The following is a 20,408-nucleotide window of genomic DNA, read 5'->3' on the forward strand; positions in this document are numbered from 1 at the left end:
TCAGCGCGGCGGCGCCAGGCCGCCGGGCAGCCCCCCATCTGGGGGCGCCGGCGCGGCCGGCCAGCCCGGCGGGGCGTGCCCGGGCGGGGTTTGGCGCAGGCGCGCCAGTTCGCGCCGGTGCCGTTCGGCGAGCACGGCGGCCAGCACCAGCTCCGGCGGGGCGCCGGCGGGTGGCGGTGGGGCGACGCGGGACAGCACGTCACCGGCGATGCGATAGGCCATCTGCTGGCGCAGCGGCCCATCGAGTTGCGTTGCGCGCGACAGGAATTGACGCGCCAGCTCGGCCTGTCCGGGGGACAGGCCGGACAGCTGCAACGACGCGGCCCACCACGCCAGCGCCGGCGGCATCGTGGGTGGCGGACCCGGCCGGGGACCGCGTTCGTTGACCACCACGGTGCCCGCGAAGATGTCGCCGATGCGTTGCGCCTTGGGTGACAGGATGCTGGCGACGATGGCGGGGCTGCCCAACAGCATCCAGATCTCGACCAGCGCGGCCAGCGCGCGAAACACGGCCTGGCGCACCCGTTCCGGGCCGCCGTCGTCGGAGACCACCCGCAGGCCCAGCGCCATCTTGCCCACCGAGCGCCCACGGGTCGCCGTCTCCAGGATGACGGGATAGCCGATGACGACCAGGATCGTGAAGATCAGCAGCACGGCGTTGCTCAGGGCGGAATCGAACTGCGTTAGGGTGGCGGCCCACAACAGCAGCCCGAGCAGGTAGCAGACGGCCATCACGGCGATGTCGATCAGCGCGCTGAGCGCGCGCACCGGCAACTGGGCGATCTGCACGTCGAGCACTACGGCGTCCCCGGTCACCACCTCCGACATGACACCGAACGTTACAGGTAGGGCGCGCGCGGGCGGCCGCGCCGACCCGCCGAGCGGGTGCGATTACGCTGGCCCGGGTGGATGTCGATGCGTTCGTGCTGGCCCACTCCGCCACCTGGGACCGTCTCGACCGGCTGATCGGGAAACGCCGGTCGCTCACCGGCGCCGAGGTCGACGAGCTCGTCGAGTTGTATCAGCGGGTCGCCACCCACCTGTCGATGCTGCGTTCGGCGTCGTCGGATTCGGTCGTGGTCGGCCGGTTGTCCAGCCTCGTCGCGCGCGCCCGCTCGGTCGTGACGGGCGCCCACGCGCCGCTGAGCTCGACGTTCACCCGCTTCTGGACGGTGTCCTTCCCCGTCGTCGCCTACCGCAGCTGGCGGTGGTGGCTCGGGACGGCGGCGGCGTTCTTCGCGGTGGTCGTCCTGATCGCCACCTGGCTGGCCGGCAACCCTGAGGCGCAAGCCGCCGTCGGAACGTCAAGCGACGTGCAGCATTTGATCAACCACGACGTGGAGTCGTACTACAGCGAGCATCCGGCGGCGGCCTTCGCGCTGCAGATCTGGGTGAACAATTCCTGGGTGTCCGCGCAGTGCATCGCGTTGTCGATACTGCTCGGCGTGCCGATCCCGTTCATCCTGTTCCAGAACGCCGCCAACCTCGGGCTGATCGCCGGGTTGATGTTTCCCGCCGGCAAGGGCGGCCTGCTGCTGGGCCTGCTCGCCCCGCACGGGCTGCTGGAGCTGACGGCCGTATTCCTCTCGGGCGCAGTCGGAATGCGGCTCGGGTGGTCGGTGATCGCGCCGGGTGACCGGCCGCGTGGTCAGGTGCTCGCCGAGCAGGGCCGCGCCGTCGTCGCCGTCGCCGTCGGCCTGGTGGGCGTGCTGCTGGTGTCCGGGCTGATCGAGGCGCTGGTGACGCCGTCGCCGTTGCCCACGGTCGTGCGCGTCGGGATCGGCGTCGTCGCCGAGGCGGCATTCCTGTGTTACATCGGCTATTTCGGCCGCCGCGCCGTCCGGGCGGGCGAGAGCGGCGACATCGACGACGCGCCCGACGTGGTGCCCACGGGCTGAGCGGGCACGGTCACAGCCGGCCGGTCGCCTTCATCGCCAGGTAGCAGTCGGCCAGGGCGGGCGCCAGCTCGCCGGGTGGGGCGTCGACGACCTCGACGCCGCCGGCGCGCAGCCGGGAGGCGATCGCGCGCCGGTCGTTGCGCGACTTCTCGGCGGCCGCCGCGTCGTACACCGCCGCCGCGTCGGAGCGCCCCGCCGCCATCTCGTCGACGCGCGGATCGGACACCGCGGCCACCAGCAGGTGATGTCTGGCCGACAGTTGCGGCAGCACCGGAAACAGGCCCTCGTCGAGGGCCGCCGGGTTGAGATCAGTCAGCAACACCACCAAAGAGCGGCGCCGGGCGCGCATGGCGACGGCGGAAACCAGTGCCCGCCAATCCGATTCGATGAGTGCGGGCTGCAGCGGGGCCATCGCCTCGACCAGCTGGGCCAGCAGCTCGGTGCGCGACGCCCCGAACACGCCGGCCCTGCCGACCCGATCGTGGGCCAGGAAGTCGACGTGGTCGCCGGCCCGCGAGGCCAGCGCCGCCAGCAGCAGCGCGGCGTCCATGGACCAGTCCAGGCGCGGCCAGCCCGCGGGGTCGGCCCCGCGGCCGGGCGCGACGGGGTCGAGGCCCACCCGCCCGGCGGCGGTGCGCCCGGTGTCGAGCACGATCACCACCCGGCGGTCGCGTTCGGGTCGCCAGGTGCGCACCACCACGTCCGCGCGCCGCGCGGTGGCCCGCCAATCGATCGAGCGCACGTCGTCGCCCACCACGTATTCGCGCAACGAGTCGAATTCGGTGCCCTGTCCCCGGGTCAGCGTGGGCAGCAACCCGTCGATCTCGCGTAGTTTGGCCAGCCGCGACGGCAGGTGCTTGCGGGACAGGAACGGCGGCAGCACCCGCAGCCGGCCCGGCACCGGCTGCGAGCCCTGGCGCCCGGCGAGCCCGAGCGGGCCGATCGAGCGGGCCGTGACGGTGCGGGCGCGCAGGTCGCCGCGGCGCACCGGGTGCAAGGCCGTCCGGACGTGCCGATGCTGTCCGGCCGGGATGGTGACGAGGTGGTTGCGCGGGTCCGCGCGGGCGCTGGGCGGCCAGGCATCGCGGATCTGCCCGCGCAAGCGCCGCCGCCCGCCGTTGTGGATCAACAGCTGCGAATCCGCGTCTTGCCCGAGCCGGGCGGAGCGATCCGGCGACCGGGTGTAACGCAGCCCGCGAGGGCTTGCCGCCAGGGCGACGTCGGCGGCCACCGCGATGCTCAGCGCCAGTGCGAGAACCGCGAAAGTTGTTGCGGGGTATGGTGACAACGCGATGGGCGCGACACAGATCACCGCGACCAGGCCGGTGCGTCCGGTGATGACCACTAGCGGGGGACCGGGACCGAGGCCAGGATCCCGTCGAGCACCCCGTCGGGGGTGGCGCCCTCGAGCTCGGCCTCCGGGCGCACCAGCACCCGGTGGCGCAGGGTCGAGCGGGCCATGGCTTTGACGTCGTCGGGGGTGACGTAGTTGCGGCCCGACAGCCAGCCCCAGGATCGGGCCGTCGCCAGCAGGGCGGTCGCGCCGCGCGGGGAGACGCCCAGCTGCAGGGCCGGCGACGACCGGGTGGCGCCGACGATGTCGACGATGTAGCCCAGCACCTCGTCGGCGACCAGCACGTGCCGCACCGCGTCGCGGCCGGCGGCCAGTTCGGCCGGGCCGGCGACCGGCTGGATCGCGGACAGGTCGCGCGGATCGAAGCCCTGCGCGTGCCGTCCCAGGATGGCGATCTCCGAATCCCGCGGCGGGAGGGCGACATTCAGCTTGAGCAGGAACCGGTCCAGTTGCGCCTCGGGCAGCTGGTAGGTGCCCTCGTACTCGATCGGGTTCTGGGTGGCCGCCACGATGAACGGGTCGGGCAGCGCCCGCGGTTCGCCGTCCACGCTGACCTGACGCTCCTCCATCGCCTCGAGCAGCGCGGCCTGGGTCTTGGGCGGGGTGCGGTTGATCTCGTCGGCGAGCAATAGGTTGGTGAACACCGGGCCGGGGCGGAAGGCGAACTCCGCGGTCCGCGCGTCGTAGACCAGGGAGCCGGTGACGTCGCCGGGCATCAGGTCGGGCGTGAACTGCACTCGCTTGAAGTCCAGGCGCAGCGCGGCCGCCAGTGCCCGCACCAGCAGCGTCTTGGCGACCCCGGGGACGCCCTCGAGGAGCACGTGGCCCCGGCACAGCAGCGCGATCACCAGGCCGCTGACCACCCCCTCCTGCCCGACGACGGCCTTGGCGAGCTCGCCGCGCAGCGCCAGCAGCGCCTCGCGTGCCGCATCGGCGGTGGGACTGTCGGTGGTGGAAGACGGTTGTGTCACGGGTGTGCGACCTGCCTTTCGATGTCGTCGAGCGCGCGGGCGAGTTGTAACAGGTCGGCGTCGGTGGCCGGAGGCGGGCCGAACAGATGATAGGAAACGAACCCGGCGTCGGCCCCGCTGCGCCGGGCGACGGTGGCCACCACCGCCGCGGCGGGCGCCCCCGCACCCAGGCCGAGGCGCGGCAGCAGCCGTTGCAGCGCGGCGGTGCGCAGCGCGGCGGCGGCGCGGTCGCGCGCCCGGCGCGACCGGTACAGCCGGCCGCGGCCCTCGACGGTCTCCGACGCGCGCACCACCACCGGCAGGTCTTCGGCGACCAGCGGGCCGGGGCGGCGCGCCTTCCACAGCGCGACGAGCAGCACCACCAGCCACAGCTGCCAGACGACCCAGATCACGTTCGCCGGGACAAGGTCGAAAAGGGAAGTGGGCGTTGGTGATTCGCCCTCGGTGTGGTGGGGTGCGTACCAGATGAGCCGAGGCCGGTCACCCGCCAGGTTCATGGCCAGCGCGGCGTTGCCCGCGTGGGCAAGCTCCGCGTTGGCCATGAAGTCGGCGCTGCCGACCGCCGTCACGACCCGCCCGTCGTCGCGGAACCGGATCAGCACCCCGCCGTAACAGGAGGTGACCCGCCGGGCGTCGGGCATCCGGTAGCTCTCGGCGGCGCCGAACCGCACCGAACCGGCCCGCACCGCCTCACGCAGCGGGCAATCCGGATCGGTGTCGAAGTCGCTGGCGGGCGACACGCGCACACCGGGCAGCAACGCCTCCCGGGTGCGGGCGGTCGGCTCGACCAGCAGCAGGTCGCCCGGCGCCCTGGTGAGGCGGTCCAGCAACGGGTCGGTCAGGTACTGGGTCTGCGCCACCAGGATCAGCGCGTCCGGGCGCGCCGCGCGTTCCACGTCGGCGATGCCGTCGGCGACCACGACGTCGACCCCGGCCTCGCGCAACAGCGTGACCAGCGCGTGGGCGCCGTCCGGGCCGGTCGATTCGGGGTCCATCGGCGCGCCGGGCCGCGGGGCGGTCAGGTAGGCCTCGATACCGGCGATCACGGCGAGCACCGTCAGGGTGACGATCACCCATTGCCAAGTCCGGCGGCGCCGCGCCGGGGGTGCGCTGCGGGGGCGGGCGGCGGTCGTCATCAGCGCACCCGGGCCCAGGATTCGGTGGCCGCGCCGCCGGCACCCGCCGGTGCCGGGCCGCGCACGCGCGACCTCAGGTGGTCGTCGAGGTCGGCGATCATTCGGTAGCCGGCCTGGGTTCCCGGCCGTTCACCGTAGGTGACGTCGTCGAACACCGTGGCGGCTTGCGACATTTCACTCAACAGGTGGGGCAGCGCCGCGCCCGCGTCGGCGGCGAGCTCGTTGGCGGTGCGCCCGGGCGCGGGATTGACGACGCCGGTCTCCTCGAGCTCGCGCGCCACCGCACGCAGCCGATGGCGAATCGCCGCGACCCAGTCACCCTGCGCGGCATAGGCTTCCGCGGTCGCGCGATGCTGCGCGGCGGTCAACTGCGCGGCCTCGAACAGCAGGTGATCGCCGCGCCGGTGCACGCGCAGGGTGCGGCGCGCCAGGTGGACGGCGACGATCACCGCGATGCCCAGCGCGATGACAAGCACGGTCGTGGTGAGCCAGCCGCCGGGCAGGTGCGACGTCGCCTGCAGCAACCGATAGATCGTCTCGTTGAGCCATTCGGCGAGTTGCTCGGTTGCCGAGCCTTCGGAGTAGATCGGCTTGTCGAGTTCGGCCTGGGCGGCCTGCTGCGCGGCATCGCGGTCGATGTCGATGGAGGGCACGGGTCAGTCAGTCCTCGCTCGGCCGCTACGCGGGCCGCGTCAACCAGAGGTTGTCGGTGGAGGCGACCGCGGCGGGCCCGCCGGCGGCGCCGGTCTGCAGCACCAGGTCGAACGCCTCGGCACGCATGCGGCGGTCGGCGTAGAGCAGCACCACCACGCCCGCGTTGAACGGCGCGGTGAGGATCTCCCCGATGGACGCCCCCACGGAGACGATCACGGTGCTGAGTAGGAACATGCCGGTGGTGGGCGTCCCGGCCAGCAGGACCTGACCGGCGATGCTGAACGGCGCGGCGACGGCGCTGGCCACGACCGCCGCCACCAGGAAGGTCAGCGCGCGGATCCCCAACACCCGCCAGAAGCCGCCGCGCACCAGCCGAAACGACCGGGTCAGCGCGTCGAGCACGGGCAGCCGTTCGAGGACGATGAGGACGGGCGCGAACAGGACGATCGTCCACAGGTACACCAGCAGCGCGACCACGGCGAGGAACAGCGGGATTCCCACGACCACCGCCACCGCGGCGCTGCCGATCGCCGCCAGCACAGCGACGATCACGGCCGCCAGGCCACCGAGCGACGCCACCGCAACCATTTCCAGCAGCGCCAGCCCCAACAGCGGCAGCAGCCGGCCCTTGATCATCGTCCAGGTCTCGCCGATGGTGATCGGCGCGCCGAACACCGCGCGGCCGACGATCACGGTCAGCATGCCCGACAGCAGCATGCCGCCCAGGGCGGTCACCAGGACGCCGGCGCCCACCGAGGCCAGCGAGGCGCCGATCACCGCGGAGCTCAGCCGTTGCGAGCTGGTGTCCGAGAACCGGCCGTAGGCCGCCAGGGGACCGTAGAAGGCGGTCTTGCTGATGATCTGCATGGCCACCACGACGACGACCGTCAACCCCAGGGTGGCCCTGGGGTTGGCGCGGACGTAGCCGACCGCGCCGTTGAAGATTTCGCCCAGGGTCAGCGGCCGCAGCGGGATGATTCCGGGCTTGGCCAGCGGCGCCGACCACGGCGGGCCGTAGGCGTGCGGCGGACCGGCCGGGTAGCCAGGGGGCGGCGCGGTCACCGGGTGCCGCGACCTTTGCTGGCGGGGCCGTCGTTCGTCATGGGCTCCATCCTGTCGGCGGACCGGCCATTTCTCAATCTTCTCGATCCCCCCGGCGCGTAGCGTCTGGGCTATGGCGGAACTGAAGGCCCGGCTGCGGGCCGACCTCACCGAGGCGATGAAGGCGAAGGACAAGTTGCGCACGGCCACCCTGCGCATGCTGCTCGCGGCGATCCAAAACGAGGAGGTCTCCGGCAAGCAGGCCCGCGAGCTCTCCGACGAGGAGGTCGTCAAGGTGCTCGCCAAGGAGTCCCGCAAGCGGGCGGAGGCGGCCGAGGTCTACACGCAGAACGGCCGCGGCGAGCTCGCGGCCACCGAGCACGCCGAGGCCCGGGTGATCGACGAGTACCTGCCGACCCCGCTGACCGAGGCGGAGCTGGCCGACGTCGCCGACACCGCGATCGCCCAGGTCGCCGAGGAGCTCGGCGAGCGGCCCGGGATGCGGCAGATGGGGCTGGTCATGAAGGCCGCCACGGCCATCGCGGCCGGCAAGGCCGACGGGGCGCGGCTGTCCGCCGCGGTCAAGGACCGGCTCTAGCGGGGCCCGCCCTATCATCCAGGCATGCCGATCCGGCCGCTGCTGCAGCGGTTGCGCGACAAGGACCCGCAGCGCGACGGGCTGCGCCGCGCGCTGCGGGCCGCGGTCATGGTCCCGGTGGCGGCCGGCATCGCGCTGGCCCTGGTGGGCGGCCGGACGGCGCCGCTGTTCGCGCTACTGGGCTCCATCTGGCTGCTGGTGGTCACCGAGTTCCCCGGCGACCGGCGTCAGCGCGCAATCGCCTACCTCGGCCTCGCGGCCGGCGCGACGCCGCTGATCGTCGCCGGCAGCCTGCTCGCGCCCGTCCCCTGGCTGGCCGTGGCCATCGTGTTCGCGCTGGGCGCCGCGGTGACGTACGCGGCGGCGGCCAGCGCCACCCTGTCCGCCGGACAGCGGGCCGTCCTGCTGGCCTTCGTGTGGCCGGTCAGCACCCCGGCGGAATCCCTCGCCGACCGGCTGCTGGGCTGGTTGATCGCCGTCGCGGTGTGCGTGCCGGCGGCGCTGTACCTGTTCCCGCCGCGCCACCACGACGGCCTGCGCAGCAAGGCCGCGCAGGCGTGCCGGGTGCTGGCCGACCGCATCGAGGGCTGCGGCCCGGCCGACGCCGTCGTCGAGGCGATGGACGGGCTGCGCGCCGAGTTCATGGCCGTCGCCTACCAACCCGTCGGCCTGAGCGCCGGCAGCCGCGCGCTGGTGCGGGTGGTCGACTTCCTCGAGCTGGCGTCCGACACCGTGGACGCCGACACCGGCGCGGTGCTGGGGCCGATCGCCGATCCGGCCGTCGACATCTTGCGACGCTGCGCCGCCATGCTCGAAACGGACGAGCCGGCGGACCGCGACGCCCTCGGCCGCTCGCTGCCGCGGCTGCGGGCGCTGGCGCGGGAGCGCTACCGCGACGCCGTGCGCCAGATCCTCGAGGCCACGGACGACGCGGCCGCCATTGCGGCCGGTCGGCGGCTGCTGTCCTGCCGCGTGGTCACGACGACGATCGGGTTGACGGGCCGGGTGGTGGCCGCGGCCGTGGCCGCCGACGCCCGGCCCGCCTGGGCCCGGGCGCTGGGTCTGCGGCTGCCGCCGAGCGGGCTCACCGACCGCCCGGCGCCGGATTCCGCGGCCGCGTCGCAAGCGATTCCGTCGCGCTTCCTCGGGGTGCGGTCGGTCGCCGCGCACAACAGCCTGCGCACCGGCGTCGGCCTGGCGCTGGCCGTGGCCGTCACGCACCTGCACCCGGTGCAGCACGGCTTCTGGGTCGTGGTGGGCACCATGACGGTGCTCGGCAGCAGCGCGGTGTCCACCAGAACCCGCGTGGTGCAGGCCGTCGTGGGCACCGCGTTGGGCATCGCGCTGGGCGCGGCGCTGGTGGCGGCCGTCGGCGCCCGGTCCGAGGTGTTGTGGGCGCTGCTGCCCGTGTCGGTGTTCGGGTCGGCCTACCTGCCGCGGCTCTTCTCGTTCGGCGTCGCCCAGGCGATGGGCGCGCTGAGCCTGTTGATCACCCTGAACCTCACCGACCCCAGCGGTTGGCGCGTGGGCCTGCTGCGCATCGAGGACGTCGCGATGGGCGCCGCCATGGGGTTGATCGTCTCGCTGCTGCTGTGGCCGCGCGGGGCGTCCGCCGCGGCGTCGGCGCTCATCGCCGAGGCGCAGCGCGTCAACCTGCGCTACCTGCGGGCGGCGGTGCTGCGCGTCACCCGCCATCCGGGCGACGCGGTCGCGCTCGCGGCCCTCGGCCGCGAGGCGGGGCTGGGCAACCGGATGGTGGACGACGCTGTGCGGCAATACCTTCGGGAGACCGGCAGCGAGGCCCACCTGCGGACGCCGGTGGTGCGGGCGGCCAACCACGCCACCTGGGTGCGCATCGCGGCCGACCTGATCGCCGACATCAGGACGCTGCCCCCGGGCGGCGCCTGCCCCGGCACCCGCGAGGTGCTGGAGCGCCACCTGGACTTCGTGGAACGGCAGATCGCCGGGCGCGACGACGGCCCCGGGCCGCCCCTGGCGGGCGAGTTCGTCCGCGCGCTGCGCGGCGAAAGCCGCGGGGACGCGCTGACGGTCGAGAACGCGCAGCCGCTCGTCACCGTCGCGGCCAATCTTGCTCAGCTGGAATACATTTCGCGCGTGACACCGGAAGCCGCCGTCGTCGCGGGCTAGCGCAGGGTGCGGGTGCCGTCGGCGCCACGCCGGGTGACGCGCCGGGCGTCGAGCAGCTCCAGCAGCGGAACCGCGACCCGCCGGGTGGTGTCCAGCGCGCGGCGGGCCTCGCTGACGGTGAACGGCTGCCGCAGCGTCGCCAGCACGCCCGCCGCCCGGTCCAGGGCGTCGGGGCCCAGCACGACGCCGTCGGCGATCCGCGTCAGCCGGCCGGCGCGCACGGCGGCGGCCAACTCCTTGGGGCCCAGCCCGAGCTCGGCGAGCTCGTCGGCCTCGGGCGCCCGGAACGGCTCGGCCGCCAGCCAGTCCTCGACGGTGCCGACCGCCTTCTCGACGCGGGCGGGCAGTCCCGCTCCCGGCGCGCGGACCAGCCCGTCGGACACCTGCAGGCCGGTGCCCGCCAGCAGCGGCGCCAGCAGCTCGGCGGCCGGGAGCCCCACGCCGCGGCGCAGGGTTTCCATCGGCATGCCCGCCGCGATGGCGTGGTCGTCGGCCCAGCGGCGCGCCTGCTCGACGGCGTCGCGCCGCCGCGCCTCCCACCACTGCGGGTCCACCACCCAGTCGCCCACCCGCTCCCCGTACGCGGGCAGGCCCATCGCGCGCAACTCGCCGACGCGGGCGCACGCGGGCGGGTGCGCGCGGCCCGTCGCCAGCTCGGCGGCGCGGACCCGGGCCGCGCCGCGGCGGCGCAGCGGCGGCGGGCGGACGTCGAGCACGGTGATGCCCGCCGCGATCCGGTGCTCGCCGGGGTCGCGCAACAGCCCCACGTCACCCACCCGCAGTGGCAGCGGCCGCGCCAGCCGCAACCGTGCCGCCGGCGCCCCGAGCGGGCGCACCTGCACCGCGACGGCCGCCGAGCCGATGTGCAGCACCAGCTGACGGTGCAGCGGGCCCGGGGCCCGCAACGCGACGTCGACCTCGGTGGTGTCCAGCCAGGCGCCCGGCGTCCGCGCGGTGTCGCCGCGGCCGACGTCGTGGCGATCCACGCCCCGCAGGTTCAGCGCGACGCGGGACACCGGCCCGGCCGCGGCGACGTCGCGGCCCAGCGACTGCAGCCCGCGGACGGTGACGCGGCGCCCGGCGAGCTCCAGCTCGTCGCCCACGCGCACCGTGCCGGCCGCGAGCGTCCCGGTCACCACGGTCCCCGCGCCGCGCACGGAGAAGGAGCGGTCGATCCACAGTCGCACGTCGGCGCCGGGATCCGGGGCGGGCAGCCGGCCGGTCAGCGCCACCAGCTCCGCACGCACCCGGTCCAGGTCGGTGCCGAGGGCGACGGCCGCGCCCGCGAGGAAGGTGCCGGCGAGCCGCTCGCCGACCTGCGCGACGGCCGGGCGGGGATCGGCGAGGTCGGCCTTGCTGATCACCACCAGACCGTGGCGCACCCCGAGCGCGTCGAGGGCCGCCAGGTGTTCCTCGGACTGGGGCATCCACCCCTCGGTGGCCGCCACCACGAAGACGACCGCCGGGACGGCACCGACCCCGGCCAGCATGTTGGCGACGAAACGCTCGTGGCCGGGCACGTCGACGAACGCCAGCTGCCGGCCGCCCAGTTCGGTCCACGCATAGCCCAGGTCGATGGTCAGGCCCCGGCGCCGCTCTTCGGCCAGCCGGTCCGGCCACATGCCGGTCAGCCGGTGCAGCAGCGTCGACTTGCCGTGGTCGACGTGCCCCGCGGTCGCTATGACGAACACGCCCGCACCGCCGCGGCCAGCAGCGCGTCGTCCTCCGGCGCGACGGTGCGCAGGTCCAGCAGGCAGCGACCACCCTCGAGGCGCCCGACGACCGGCGGGTCACCGGCGCGCAGGGCAGCCGCGTACGGCTCGGGCAGGCTCACGGCGGCGCTGGGCAGCGCGACCCCCGGCGCCCCGCCGCCGCCGACGGCGGCGGCGCAGTCGACCGCCCGGGCGTCGGGCAGCTGCGCGGCCAGGGCCACGGCGCGGGCGCGCAGCCGCGCCGGGTCGGCGGCCAGCGCCTGCGCCACCGGCGGCGGCGGGCCCAGCAGCGTCGCTTCCAGCGCGGCCAGCGTCAGCTTGTCGACGCGCAGGGCGCGCGCGGTCGGGTGCCGGCGCAGCCGCTCGATCAGGTCGGCCCGGCCGACCAGCAGGCCGGCCTGCGGGCCGCCGAGCAGCTTGTCCCCGCTCGCGGTGACCAGGTCGGCGCCGTCGCGCAGCATCGACGCGGCGTCCGGCTCGTCGGGCAGCGCGGGATGCGGTTGCAGCAACCCGGACCCGATGTCGGCCACCAGCGGCACGCCCCGCTCGCCGAGCACCGGGGCCAGCTCCCGGACCTCGACGGCGGCGGTGAACCCGCTGACGTGGAAGTTCGACGGGTGCACCTTGAGCACGAAACCCGTGTCGGGGCCGACGGCCTCGGTGTAGTCGCGCAGGTGGGTGCGGTTGGTGGTCCCCACCTCGCGCAGCCGAGACCCCGTGGCGGCCAGCAGTTCTGGGATGCGGAAGCCGTCCCCGATCTCGACCAGCTCGCCCCGGCTGAGCACGATCTCCTTGCCGGGGGCCAGCGCGAGCGCGGCCAGCACCAAAGCCGCGGCGTTGTTGTTGACGACGTGCACGCCGCCGGCGCCGGGCACCGCGGCGGCCAGCGCGGCCAGCGCGCCCCCGCGTCCAGCGCCGCCCGCGACAGGGGAGCCCGGCCCAGATTGGTGTGCACCACCACGCCGGTCGCGTTGACGACGGGGCGCAGGCTCGACGCGGTGGCGGGCAGCGCGGCGACGGCGTGCTCGGCGACCCGCTCGGGTTCGATCTCCCCGGCGCGCGCCCGCTGCTGGGCGTCGGCGACCACCGACTTCACCAGGGTCCGGCCCAGCACCCGCTGCGCCTCGACGAGCCGCGGATCGGCGAGCAGCGCGTCGGTGCGGGGCACCTGGCGCCTCGGGTCGTCAGGCATGGAGGTGGCGGAGGCGGACGGGAATCGAACCCGCCAGCGGCAGCGTCTGCCGCTCGTCAGTTTTGAAGACCGCGCCGGTCACCAGACCGGACACACCTCCCTGGACCATGAGGACAATTATGGACGCCGTGACCACCCCGGCGACCTACCGACTGACCCAGTACGCCCACGGCGGCGGGTGCGCGTGCAAGATCCCGCCCGGCGAGCTCGAAGAGGTGGTGAAGGGATTGGGGGCCGCCCCGGCGCGCGACCCGGTCGGCGAGCTGCTGGTCGGCCTGGACAGCGGCGACGACGCGGCGGTGGTGCGCCTGCACGGGGGCACGGCGCTGATCGCGACCACCGACTTCTTCACCCCGGTCGTCGACGATGCCTACGACTGGGGCCGCATCGCGGCCACCAACGCGCTGTCGGACGTCTACGCCATGGGCGGGCGCCCGGTGGTGGCGGTCAACCTGCTGGGCTGGCCGCGCGACGTGCTGCCGTTCGAGCTGGCGGCCGAGACGCTGCGCGGCGGGCTGGACGTGTGCGCGGCCGCGGGCTGCCACCTGGCCGGGGGGCACAGCGTCGACGACCCCGAACCCAAGTACGGGCTGGCGGTGACGGGCATCGCGGACCCGAACCGGTTGCTGCGCAACGACTCCGGCCGCCCGGGCCTGCCGCTGACGCTGACCAAGCCGCTGGGTGTCGGCGTGCTCAACAGCAGGCACAAGGCCACCGGCGAACGCTTCCCGCAGGCCGTTGAGGCCATGACCACTCTGAACGCCGAGGCGTCCGCCGCGGCGCTGGCGGCCGGCGCCGAATGCGCCACGGACGTGACGGGATTCGGGCTCTTGGGGCACCTGCACAAGCTGGCCAGGGCCAGCGGCGTCACCGCCGTGCTCGACGCCGCGGCGGTGCCCTACCTGGACGGCGCCCGCGAGGCGCTCGCGGCCGGCTACGTCAGCGGGGGCACCCGGCGCAACCTCGAGTGGGTGGCGCCGCACGCCGACCTGACGCGGGTGGCCGAGTCCGAGGCGCTGCTGCTCGCCGACGCGCAGACCTCCGGGGGCCTGCTGATCGCCGGGGAGATCCCGGGCGCCCCCGTCGTCGGCGAACTGGTGCCGCGCGGCGCACACACCATCGTGGTGCGCTGACCCCGCGGCGAGTTTGGCCGACCGGCACTAGGGTGGGGACATGAGCGTGCGGAGACTCTTCCTCGAATGGCCCGTCGTGCGTCAGCTGCGCTCGGGTGACAAGTTGGGCCGCGGGTCGGCCGTCACGTCCAAGCAAACCCGCGCCGTCGCGCCGCGCACCACCACGGCCGACCGTGTGGTGCAAAGCATCTGCCCGTACTGCGCCGTCGGCTGCGGGCAGCGGGTGTACGTCAAGGACGAGCGGGTGGTCCAGATCGAAGGCGATCCCGACTCGCCGATCTCGCGAGGCCGCCTGTGCCCCAAGGGTTCCGCCAGCGAGCAGCTGGTCAACTCGCCGGGCCGGCAGGTGACGGTGCTCTACCGCGCGCCGCGGGCGACCGACTGGCAGTCGCTGGAGTTGGACACCGCGATCGACATGATCGCCGACCGGTTCGTCGAGGCACGCCGCAACGCCTGGCAGGACATCGACAAGAAGGGCAACCTGCTGCGCCGCACCATGGGCATCGCCGCGCTCGGCGGCGCCACCCTGGACAACGAAGAGAACTACCTGATCAAAAAACTCTTCACCGCCGCAGGCGCGATCCAGATCGAGAACCAAGCGCGTATTTGACACAGCGCAACGGTTCCCGGTCTGGGAGCTTCCTTCGGGCGCGGCGGCGCCACCCAATCACTGCAGGACATGGCCAACGCCGACTGCATCGTCATCCAGGGCTCCAACATGGCCGAGTGCCACCCGGTGGGCTTCCAGTGGGTGGAGGAGGCCCGGGCCCGCGGCGCGCGCATCATCCACGTCGACCCCCGCTTCACCCGCACCTCGGCGGTGTCCGACCGGCACATTCCCATCCGGGCGGGCTCGGACGTGGTGCTGCTCGGCGCGCTGATCAACCACATCCTGGCCAACGACCTGTGGTTCCGTGACTACGTCGTGGCCTACACCAACGCCGCGACGCTGATCAACGAGGACTTCCGCGACACCGAGGATCTCGGCGGCCTGTTCTCCGGGTTCGACCCGCAGACCGGACAGTACGACACGTCGACCTGGGCCTACGACGAGCAAGGCAACGGCCACGTCGAGTCGCCCGGCGGCGGCCACGAGCACGGCGCCGACACCGCGGCCAGCGCGGCCGGCCAGGAGCAGGGCAGCGGTGGCCCGCCGCTCGCGCACGCCCGGGTCAAGCGCGACGAGACCCTGCAGCACCCGCGGACGGTGTTCCAGATCCTCAAGCGCCACTACGCCCGCTACACCCCGGAGATGGTGACCGAGGTTTGCGGCATCGGCCGTGCGGATTTCGACTACCTGGCCCGCTCCATCGTGGAGAACTCCGGGCGCGAGCGCACCACCTGCTTCGCCTACGCCGTCGGCTGGACCCAGCACACCCTCGGCGCCCAATTCATCCGCACCGCAACGATTTTGCAGCTGCTGCTGGGCAACGTGGGGCGGCCGGGCGGCGGGATCATGGCGTTGCGCGGGCACGCCACCATCCAGGGCTCCACGGACATCCCGACGCTGTTCAACCTGCTGCCGGGCTACCTGCCGATGCCCAAGGCGGGCCTGCACGACACCTTCGCCGACTACCTCGCGGCGGTCGGGTCCAAGAAGCAGAAGGGCTTCTGGGCCAACGCTGATGTCTACACCGTCAGCCTGCTCAAGGCGTGGTGGGGCGACGCCGCCACGAAGGACAACGACTTCGCCTACGACTACCTGCCCCGGCTGACCGGCCCGCACGGCACCTACCAGACCGTGATGTCGATGCTCGACGACGAGGTCGAGGGGTATTTCCTGCTCGGGCAGAACCCGGCCGTCGGGTCCGCGCACGGTCGCATGCAGCGCCTCGGGATGGCCCACCTCAAGTGGCTGGTGGTGCGCGACCTCAACCTCATCGAGTCGGCCACCTGGTGGAAGGACGGCCCGGAGATCGCCTCCGGTGAGCTCAAGACCTCCGACATCGAGACCGAGGTGTTCTTCCTGCCCGCGGCGACGCACGTCGAGAAGGCCGGATCCTTCACGCAGACGCAGCGATTGGTGCAGTGGCGGCACAAGGCGGTGGAGCCGCCGGGGCAGTGCCAGAGCGAACTGCAGTTCTTCTTCGAGCTGGGCAAGCGGATCCGCCAGCGCCTGGCCGGGTCCACCGACGAGCGCGACCGGCCGCTGCTGGACCTGACGTGGGACTACCCGACCGACGAGCACGGCGAGCCCGACGGCGAGGCCGTGCTCGCCGAGATCAACGGCTACCACGTCGACGGCCCGGACGCGCGCCGGCCGTTGACGTCCTACACCGAGATGCGCGCCGACGGGTCGACCGCCGGCGGCTGCTGGATCTACACCGGCGTGTACGCCGACGCGACCAACCAGGCCGCGCGCCGCGTCCCGCATGGCGGTGACTCGCCGAGTCAGCAGGAGTGGGGCTGGGCGTGGCCGGCCGACCGGCGGATCCTCTACAACCGCGCGTCGGCCGACCCGGACGGGAAGCCGTGGAGCGAGCGCAAGCGGCTCGTCTGGTGGGACGCCGACCAGGGCCGCTGGACGGGACACGACGTGCCGGACTTCGTTGCCGACCGGGCGCCGGGCAGCCGCCCGGATCCCGACGTCGGCGGCCCGGACGCCTTGGCCGGCGACGACCCGTTCATCATGCAGGCCGACGGCAAGGGCTGGCTGTTCGCGCCCAAGGGCGTGGTCGACGGGCCGCTGCCCACGCACTACGAACCGCAGGAGTCGCCGGTCGCCAACGCGCTGTACCCGCAGCAGCGCAACCCGGGCCGAATCACGTTCCCGCGCAAGGACAATCTCAGCGCGCCCAGCGCCGGGGAGCCCGGCGCCGACGTGTACCCGTACGTGTTCACCACGTATCGTCTGACCGAGCACCACACCGCCGGCGGCATGAGCCGCTGGCTGCCCTATCTCTCGGAGCTGCAACCGGAGATGTTCTGCGAGGTCTCCCCGGAGCTGGCCGCCGAGCGCGGCCTGACGCCCTACGGGTGGGCGACCATCGTGTCGCCCCGCGCGGCGATCGAGGCGCGCGTCCTGGTCACGCGCCGGGTGACGCCGTTGGTGGTCAACGGCCACACCGTGCACCAGATCGGGTTGCCCTACCACTGGGGTGTCGGCGGCGACGCGGTGGTCAGCGGGGACGCAGCCAACGACCTGTTGGGCGTGACCCTGGATCCCAACGTTCAGATCCAGGAATCCAAGGCGGGGTCGTGCGACATCCGTCCCGGGCGCCGGCCGCAGGGTGCGGAACTGCTGCGGCTGATCGCCGACTACCAGTCCCGCTCCGGCGCCACCGCCGAGACCGGCAACGTGCGGGTGAGTGCCGCCGCCTGGGAAGGAGGAGCCGATGGGCCAGCTCAGCGGGCCGACTGACCCGACCACCGACGCCGGCTGGGCCGATCCGAAGCCCCGCAAGGGCTTCTTCACCGACACCTCGATCTGCATCGGCTGCAAGGCCTGCGAGGTGGCCTGCAAGGAGTGGAACCACAACCCGCGCGACGGGGAGCTGGAGCTGCTCGGGTCGTCCTACGACAACACCGGGGCGTTGGGAGCCAGCACCTGGCGCCACGTCGCGTTCATCGAGCAGGGCCGCGACCGCATCGACGAGGCCCGCGAATCCGGCCGGGCCCTGGTCGGTTTGGGCATGCCGGCGGTCCCCGGGCGCGACGAGCCCGACACCACACCGCCGGACACCCCCGAGTTCCGGTGGCTGATGTCGTCGGACGTGTGCAAGCACTGCACCCACGCCGGCTGCCTGGACGTCTGCCCGACGGGCGCGCTGTTTCGCACCGAGTTCGGCACCGTCGTCGTGCAGGCCGACGTCTGCAACGGCTGCGGCACCTGCGTGGCCGGCTGCCCGTTCGGCGTGGTCGAACGCCGCAGCGACGGCACCTACGCGACCCCCGCGGAGCGGCCCGGCCGGCCGGACCGGCCTGAGCACACCTTCGTCACCGGCGTCGCGCAGAAGTGCACGCTGTGTTACGACCGCCTGGTCGAGGACCAGACGCCGGCGTGCGCCCAGACGTGCCCGACGACGTCGATCAAGTTCGGCAACCACGACGACCTGGTGGACCAGGCGCGGCGGCGGGTCGCGCAGCTGCGCGGCGAAGGGCGCACGGAGGCAAGGCTTTACGGCGCCAACGAGAACGACGGGGTCGGCGGCACCGGGTCGGTGTTCCTGCTGCTCGACGAGCCCGAGGTGTACGGGCTGCCGCCCGATCCGCGGGTGTGCACCGCCGACCTGCCGACCATGTTCAAGCGGGCGGGCATCGCCGCGGCCGGCATGGTCGGGGCGGCCGCGCTCGCGTTCTGGAGGAGCCGATGAGCACCTCGGAGTTCGACAGCTTCCGGCCGCCCGAGCCCGCGGGCGGCAAGCGGCGGCGACGCGGCGAGGGCAAGCGGCGCCGCCGCGACGAGTCGGTGATGGTCCCCGACGCCGAGTTCACCTCGTATTACGGGCGCCCGGTGGTCAAACCCGCGCCCTGGGGACACGAGGTGGGGGCCTACCTGTTCCTGGGCGGCGTCGCCGGCGGCTCCGGCCTGCTGGCGGCGGGCGCGCAGCTGACCGGGCGAAAGACGTTGCGCCGCAACACCAGGCTGTCCGCGTTGATCGCGGTGTCGCTGGGGGCGGTCGCGCTGGTGAAGGACCTGGGCCGGCCCGAGCGGTTCGTCAACATGCTGCGTACGGTGAAGCTGACCTCGCCGATGAGCATCGGTTCGTGGATCTTGAGCCTGTTCAGCGCCGGCATCGGTGTCGCCGCGGTCTCCGAGATCGACCGGATGTCCGGGGAGCGAATCCCGTTGGGGCCGTTGCGGCCCGTGCTGCGCGCGGTGGAGGGGCCGGCCGGGCTGGAGGCCGCGGTTTTCGCCGCGCCGCTGGCCGTCTACACCGCCGTGCTGCTCACCGACACTGCGACGCCGACGTGGAACGCCGCCTACCGGGATCTGCCGTTCGTGTTCGTCAGCTCGGCGAGCCTGGCCGCCTCGGGCCTGGCGATGATTACCACCGATGTCGATGAGGCCGCGCCCGCCCGCAAGCTGGCGGTCATCGCGGCGGTCAGCGACCTGGTCTCCGCGCGGTTCACCGAGTCCCGGATGGACCCCGTGGCGCGAGAACCGCTGCACCACGGCGCGCCCGGCCGGCTGCTGCAGTGGAGCGAAATCCTCGCGGCGGCAGGAGGTTTGGGCGCGCTGGTGGGCGGCGGCCGCCGAGGCACAGCCGCCCTGTCGGGCCTCGCGCTGCTGACGGCGTCGGCCCTGTTGAGATTCGGCTTCTTCGAGGCGGGCAAGGAATCCGCCCGCCACCCGCGCTACACCATCGAACCGCAGCGCCGCCGGCTGGAGGCGCGACGCGCGGCCGGCGTCACCGATGACTCGATCACCACGGCGGGCTGAGCCCGCCGCGCCGGGACGTCGCGCACCGACGGCTACGGCCCGAATCCACGATTAACGGCCGCCGGGGCCGGGTAACCGGGCGCTATGACGAATTTTGGCTACACTCTCATGACCGAGCAGAGTGGGCCCAAAGACCTTGTCCGCTACGCGGTTTCGGCCGAAGAGCGAGGCTTCGACTTTCACGTGTGCAGCGATCACTTCTCGCCGTGGCTGGTCTCGCAGGGACACGCGCCCAACGCGTGGACGGTCTTGGGTGCGGTCGCGCAGGCCACCGAGCGGGTGCACCTCTACACCTACGTCACCTGCCCGACCATCCGCTACCACCCGGCGATCGTCGCCCAGCAGGCCGCGACCGTGCAGATCCTCTCCGACGGCCGGTTCACGCTGGGCCTGGGCAGCGGGGAGAACCTCAACGAACACATCGTCGGGCAGGGCTGGCCCACCATCACGCGCCGCCAAGACATGCTGCGCGAGGCCATCAAGATCATCCGCGAGTTGTTCGGCGGCGAGCTGATGGACTTCCGCGGGGACTACTTCCAGGTCGATTCCGCACGCCTGTGGGACGTGCCCGACGTGCCGGTCGGCATCGGGGTGGCCGTTGGCGGGACCCAGGCCGTCGACAAGTTCGCCAAGCTCGGTGACCACCTGATCGCGGTCGAGCCCGCGGGGGAGTTGGTCGACGCCTGGAACGCCGCGCGCCAAACCGCCAACGTCAGCGGCGGCGGGCGGGTGATCGGTCAGATCCCGGTGTCCTGGGACCCGGACCGCGACACCGCCGTGCAACGCGCCCACGACCAGTTCCGCTGGTTCGCCGGTGGCTGGAAGGTAAACGCCGACCTGCCGACGCCCGCCGGGTTCGCCGGCGCCACCCAGTTCGTGCGCCCCGAGGACGTCGCCGAGACCATCCCCTGCGGCCCCGACCTGGACGCCATCGTCGAGGCGGTCCGGCCCTATTGGGAGGCCGGCTTCACCGACATCGCGCTTGTCCAAATCGGCGGCGACACCCAGGAAAGATTCCTCGCCGAGGCGGCCGAACCTTTGCTGGCGGCCTTGCGCGACGCGGCTCGCTGATCGACGTTTGACCCGTGCCCGCCCGGGTATCCGGCTTCCAGCGCGCACCAGCCCGGCGCGAGTCCGGTTGAGCGCGCGCCCTGCAGCGCGGCCGCGGCCGCCTGAAGGGTCGCAACG

15 protein-coding genes, 1 tRNA gene and 1 pseudogene are annotated in these 20,408 nt (G+C 73.4%); 8 read left to right on the forward strand and 9 right to left on the reverse strand.

From position 1 onward, the window contains the following. Complete coding sequence (locus tag A5700_RS16785) at positions 1 to 828, reverse strand: RDD family protein (RefSeq protein ID WP_068070292.1); 828 nt, start codon at positions 826 to 828, stop codon at positions 1 to 3. A gap of 77 nt (positions 829 to 905) precedes the next feature. Here A5700_RS16785 and A5700_RS16790 point away from each other — a divergent pair, with 77 nt between their 5' ends. Next, the gene (locus A5700_RS16790) at positions 906 to 1,898 is read left to right on the forward strand and encodes a stage II sporulation protein M (RefSeq protein ID WP_068070291.1); all 993 of its coding nucleotides are present in this window, start codon (positions 906 to 908) and stop codon (positions 1,896 to 1,898) included. Between the two features lie 10 nt (positions 1,899 to 1,908). Here the strand turns inward: A5700_RS16790 and A5700_RS16795 are convergent, their stop codons facing one another. Genes A5700_RS16795 through A5700_RS16815 form a run of 5 tightly spaced genes read right to left on the reverse strand, consistent with a single transcriptional unit; the run spans position 1,909 to position 7,189 of the window. Then, complete coding sequence (locus A5700_RS16795; RefSeq protein WP_068070290.1) at positions 1,909 to 3,243, reverse strand: DUF58 domain-containing protein; 1,335 nt, start codon at positions 3,241 to 3,243, stop codon at positions 1,909 to 1,911. Then, a complete protein-coding gene (locus tag A5700_RS16800; protein ID WP_068070289.1) occupies positions 3,243 to 4,223 on the reverse strand; it encodes a MoxR family ATPase in 981 nt (326 codons plus the stop codon). The genes A5700_RS16795 and A5700_RS16800 overlap by 1 nt, the downstream gene beginning before the upstream one ends. Next, entirely contained in the window at positions 4,220 to 5,359 is a 1,140-nt protein-coding gene (locus A5700_RS16805) for a DUF4350 domain-containing protein (protein WP_068070288.1), read from the reverse strand. Before A5700_RS16805 ends, A5700_RS16800 begins: the two co-directional genes overlap by 4 nt. Continuing rightward, the gene (locus A5700_RS16810; RefSeq protein ID WP_068070287.1) at positions 5,359 to 6,012 is read right to left on the reverse strand and encodes a DUF4129 domain-containing protein; all 654 of its coding nucleotides are present in this window, start codon (positions 6,010 to 6,012) and stop codon (positions 5,359 to 5,361) included. Before A5700_RS16810 ends, A5700_RS16805 begins: the two co-directional genes overlap by 1 nt. A 25-nt stretch (positions 6,013 to 6,037) precedes the next feature. Further along, positions 6,038 to 7,189: a hypothetical protein gene (locus A5700_RS16815; protein WP_068204893.1), complete on the reverse strand. Its 1,152-nt coding sequence runs from the start codon at positions 7,187 to 7,189 to the stop codon at positions 6,038 to 6,040. Here A5700_RS16815 and A5700_RS16820 point away from each other — a divergent pair. Next, positions 7,188 to 7,652, forward strand: a complete 465-nt coding sequence (locus tag A5700_RS16820) for a GatB/YqeY domain-containing protein (protein WP_068067848.1) — start codon at positions 7,188 to 7,190, stop codon at positions 7,650 to 7,652. The two genes, A5700_RS16815 and A5700_RS16820, sit on opposite strands and share 2 nt — an antisense overlap. 24 nt (positions 7,653 to 7,676) lie before the next feature. Continuing rightward, positions 7,677 to 9,800, forward strand: a complete 2,124-nt coding sequence (locus tag A5700_RS16825) for an FUSC family protein (RefSeq protein WP_068067845.1) — start codon at positions 7,677 to 7,679, stop codon at positions 9,798 to 9,800. Here the strand turns inward: A5700_RS16825 and A5700_RS16830 are convergent. The 3 genes and pseudogenes from A5700_RS16830 to A5700_RS16840 form a co-directional block, all read right to left on the reverse strand. Continuing rightward, positions 9,797 to 11,491: a selenocysteine-specific translation elongation factor gene (locus tag A5700_RS16830; protein WP_068204866.1), complete on the reverse strand. Its 1,695-nt coding sequence runs from the start codon at positions 11,489 to 11,491 to the stop codon at positions 9,797 to 9,799. The two genes, A5700_RS16825 and A5700_RS16830, sit on opposite strands and share 4 nt — an antisense overlap. Beyond that, positions 11,479 to 12,704 (reverse strand): annotated as a pseudogene (selA, locus tag A5700_RS16835) (L-seryl-tRNA(Sec) selenium transferase). The gene A5700_RS16830 and the pseudogene selA overlap by 13 nt, the downstream one beginning before the upstream one ends. Before the next feature lie 5 nt (positions 12,705 to 12,709). Continuing rightward, positions 12,710 to 12,804, reverse strand: a tRNA-Sec gene (locus A5700_RS16840). 19 nt (positions 12,805 to 12,823) lie between these two features. Between A5700_RS16840 and selD the strand changes: the two genes are divergently transcribed. The 5 genes from selD to A5700_RS16870 all read left to right on the forward strand — a co-directional run bounded on the left by selD (position 12,824) and on the right by A5700_RS16870 (position 20,291). Then, a complete protein-coding gene (selD, locus tag A5700_RS16845; protein ID WP_068066033.1) occupies positions 12,824 to 13,837 on the forward strand; it encodes a selenide, water dikinase SelD in 1,014 nt (337 codons plus the stop codon). A gap of 40 nt (positions 13,838 to 13,877) precedes the next feature. Beyond that, positions 13,878 to 17,198 carry a formate dehydrogenase gene (gene fdh, locus A5700_RS16855; protein ID WP_156745551.1) on the forward strand — a complete coding sequence of 1,107 codons (3,321 nt, stop codon included), beginning with the start codon at positions 13,878 to 13,880 and terminating at the stop codon, positions 17,196 to 17,198. After that, on the forward strand, positions 17,173 to 18,150 hold the full coding sequence (locus A5700_RS16860; RefSeq protein WP_068066021.1) for a 4Fe-4S dicluster domain-containing protein: 978 nt from the start codon (positions 17,173 to 17,175) through the stop codon (positions 18,148 to 18,150). The genes fdh and A5700_RS16860 overlap by 26 nt, the downstream gene beginning before the upstream one ends. Further along, positions 18,147 to 19,220, forward strand: coding sequence for an NrfD/PsrC family molybdoenzyme membrane anchor subunit (gene nrfD, locus A5700_RS16865; RefSeq protein WP_068066018.1), 1,074 nt, complete (start codon positions 18,147 to 18,149; stop codon positions 19,218 to 19,220). The genes A5700_RS16860 and nrfD overlap by 4 nt, the downstream gene beginning before the upstream one ends. A gap of 84 nt (positions 19,221 to 19,304) precedes the next feature. Then, a complete protein-coding gene (locus A5700_RS16870; RefSeq protein ID WP_068066015.1) occupies positions 19,305 to 20,291 on the forward strand; it encodes an LLM class F420-dependent oxidoreductase in 987 nt (328 codons plus the stop codon). Positions 20,292 to 20,408 lie beyond the last annotated feature (117 nt).

It is taken from the genome of Mycobacterium sp. E1214 (genome assembly GCF_001666755.1).
Taxonomy (GTDB): domain Bacteria; phylum Actinomycetota; class Actinomycetes; order Mycobacteriales; family Mycobacteriaceae; genus Mycobacterium.

Coding starts and splice junctions, on each gene's coding strand:
- A5700_RS16785 (WP_068070292.1), bottom strand. CDS start 828: ATGTCGGAGGTGGTGACCGGGGACGCCGTAGTGCTCGACGTGCAGATC.
- A5700_RS16805 (WP_068070288.1), bottom strand. CDS start 5,359: ATGACGACCGCCGCCCGCCCCCGCAGCGCACCCCCGGCGCGGCGCCGC.
- A5700_RS16820 (WP_068067848.1), top strand. CDS start 7,188: ATGGCGGAACTGAAGGCCCGGCTGCGGGCCGACCTCACCGAGGCGATG.
- A5700_RS16825 (WP_068067845.1), top strand. CDS start 7,677: ATGCCGATCCGGCCGCTGCTGCAGCGGTTGCGCGACAAGGACCCGCAG.
- selD (WP_068066033.1), top strand. CDS start 12,824: ATGGACGCCGTGACCACCCCGGCGACCTACCGACTGACCCAGTACGCC.
- A5700_RS16860 (WP_068066021.1), top strand. CDS start 17,173: ATGGGCCAGCTCAGCGGGCCGACTGACCCGACCACCGACGCCGGCTGG.
- nrfD (WP_068066018.1), top strand. CDS start 18,147: ATGAGCACCTCGGAGTTCGACAGCTTCCGGCCGCCCGAGCCCGCGGGC.
- A5700_RS16870 (WP_068066015.1), top strand. CDS start 19,305: ATGACGAATTTTGGCTACACTCTCATGACCGAGCAGAGTGGGCCCAAA.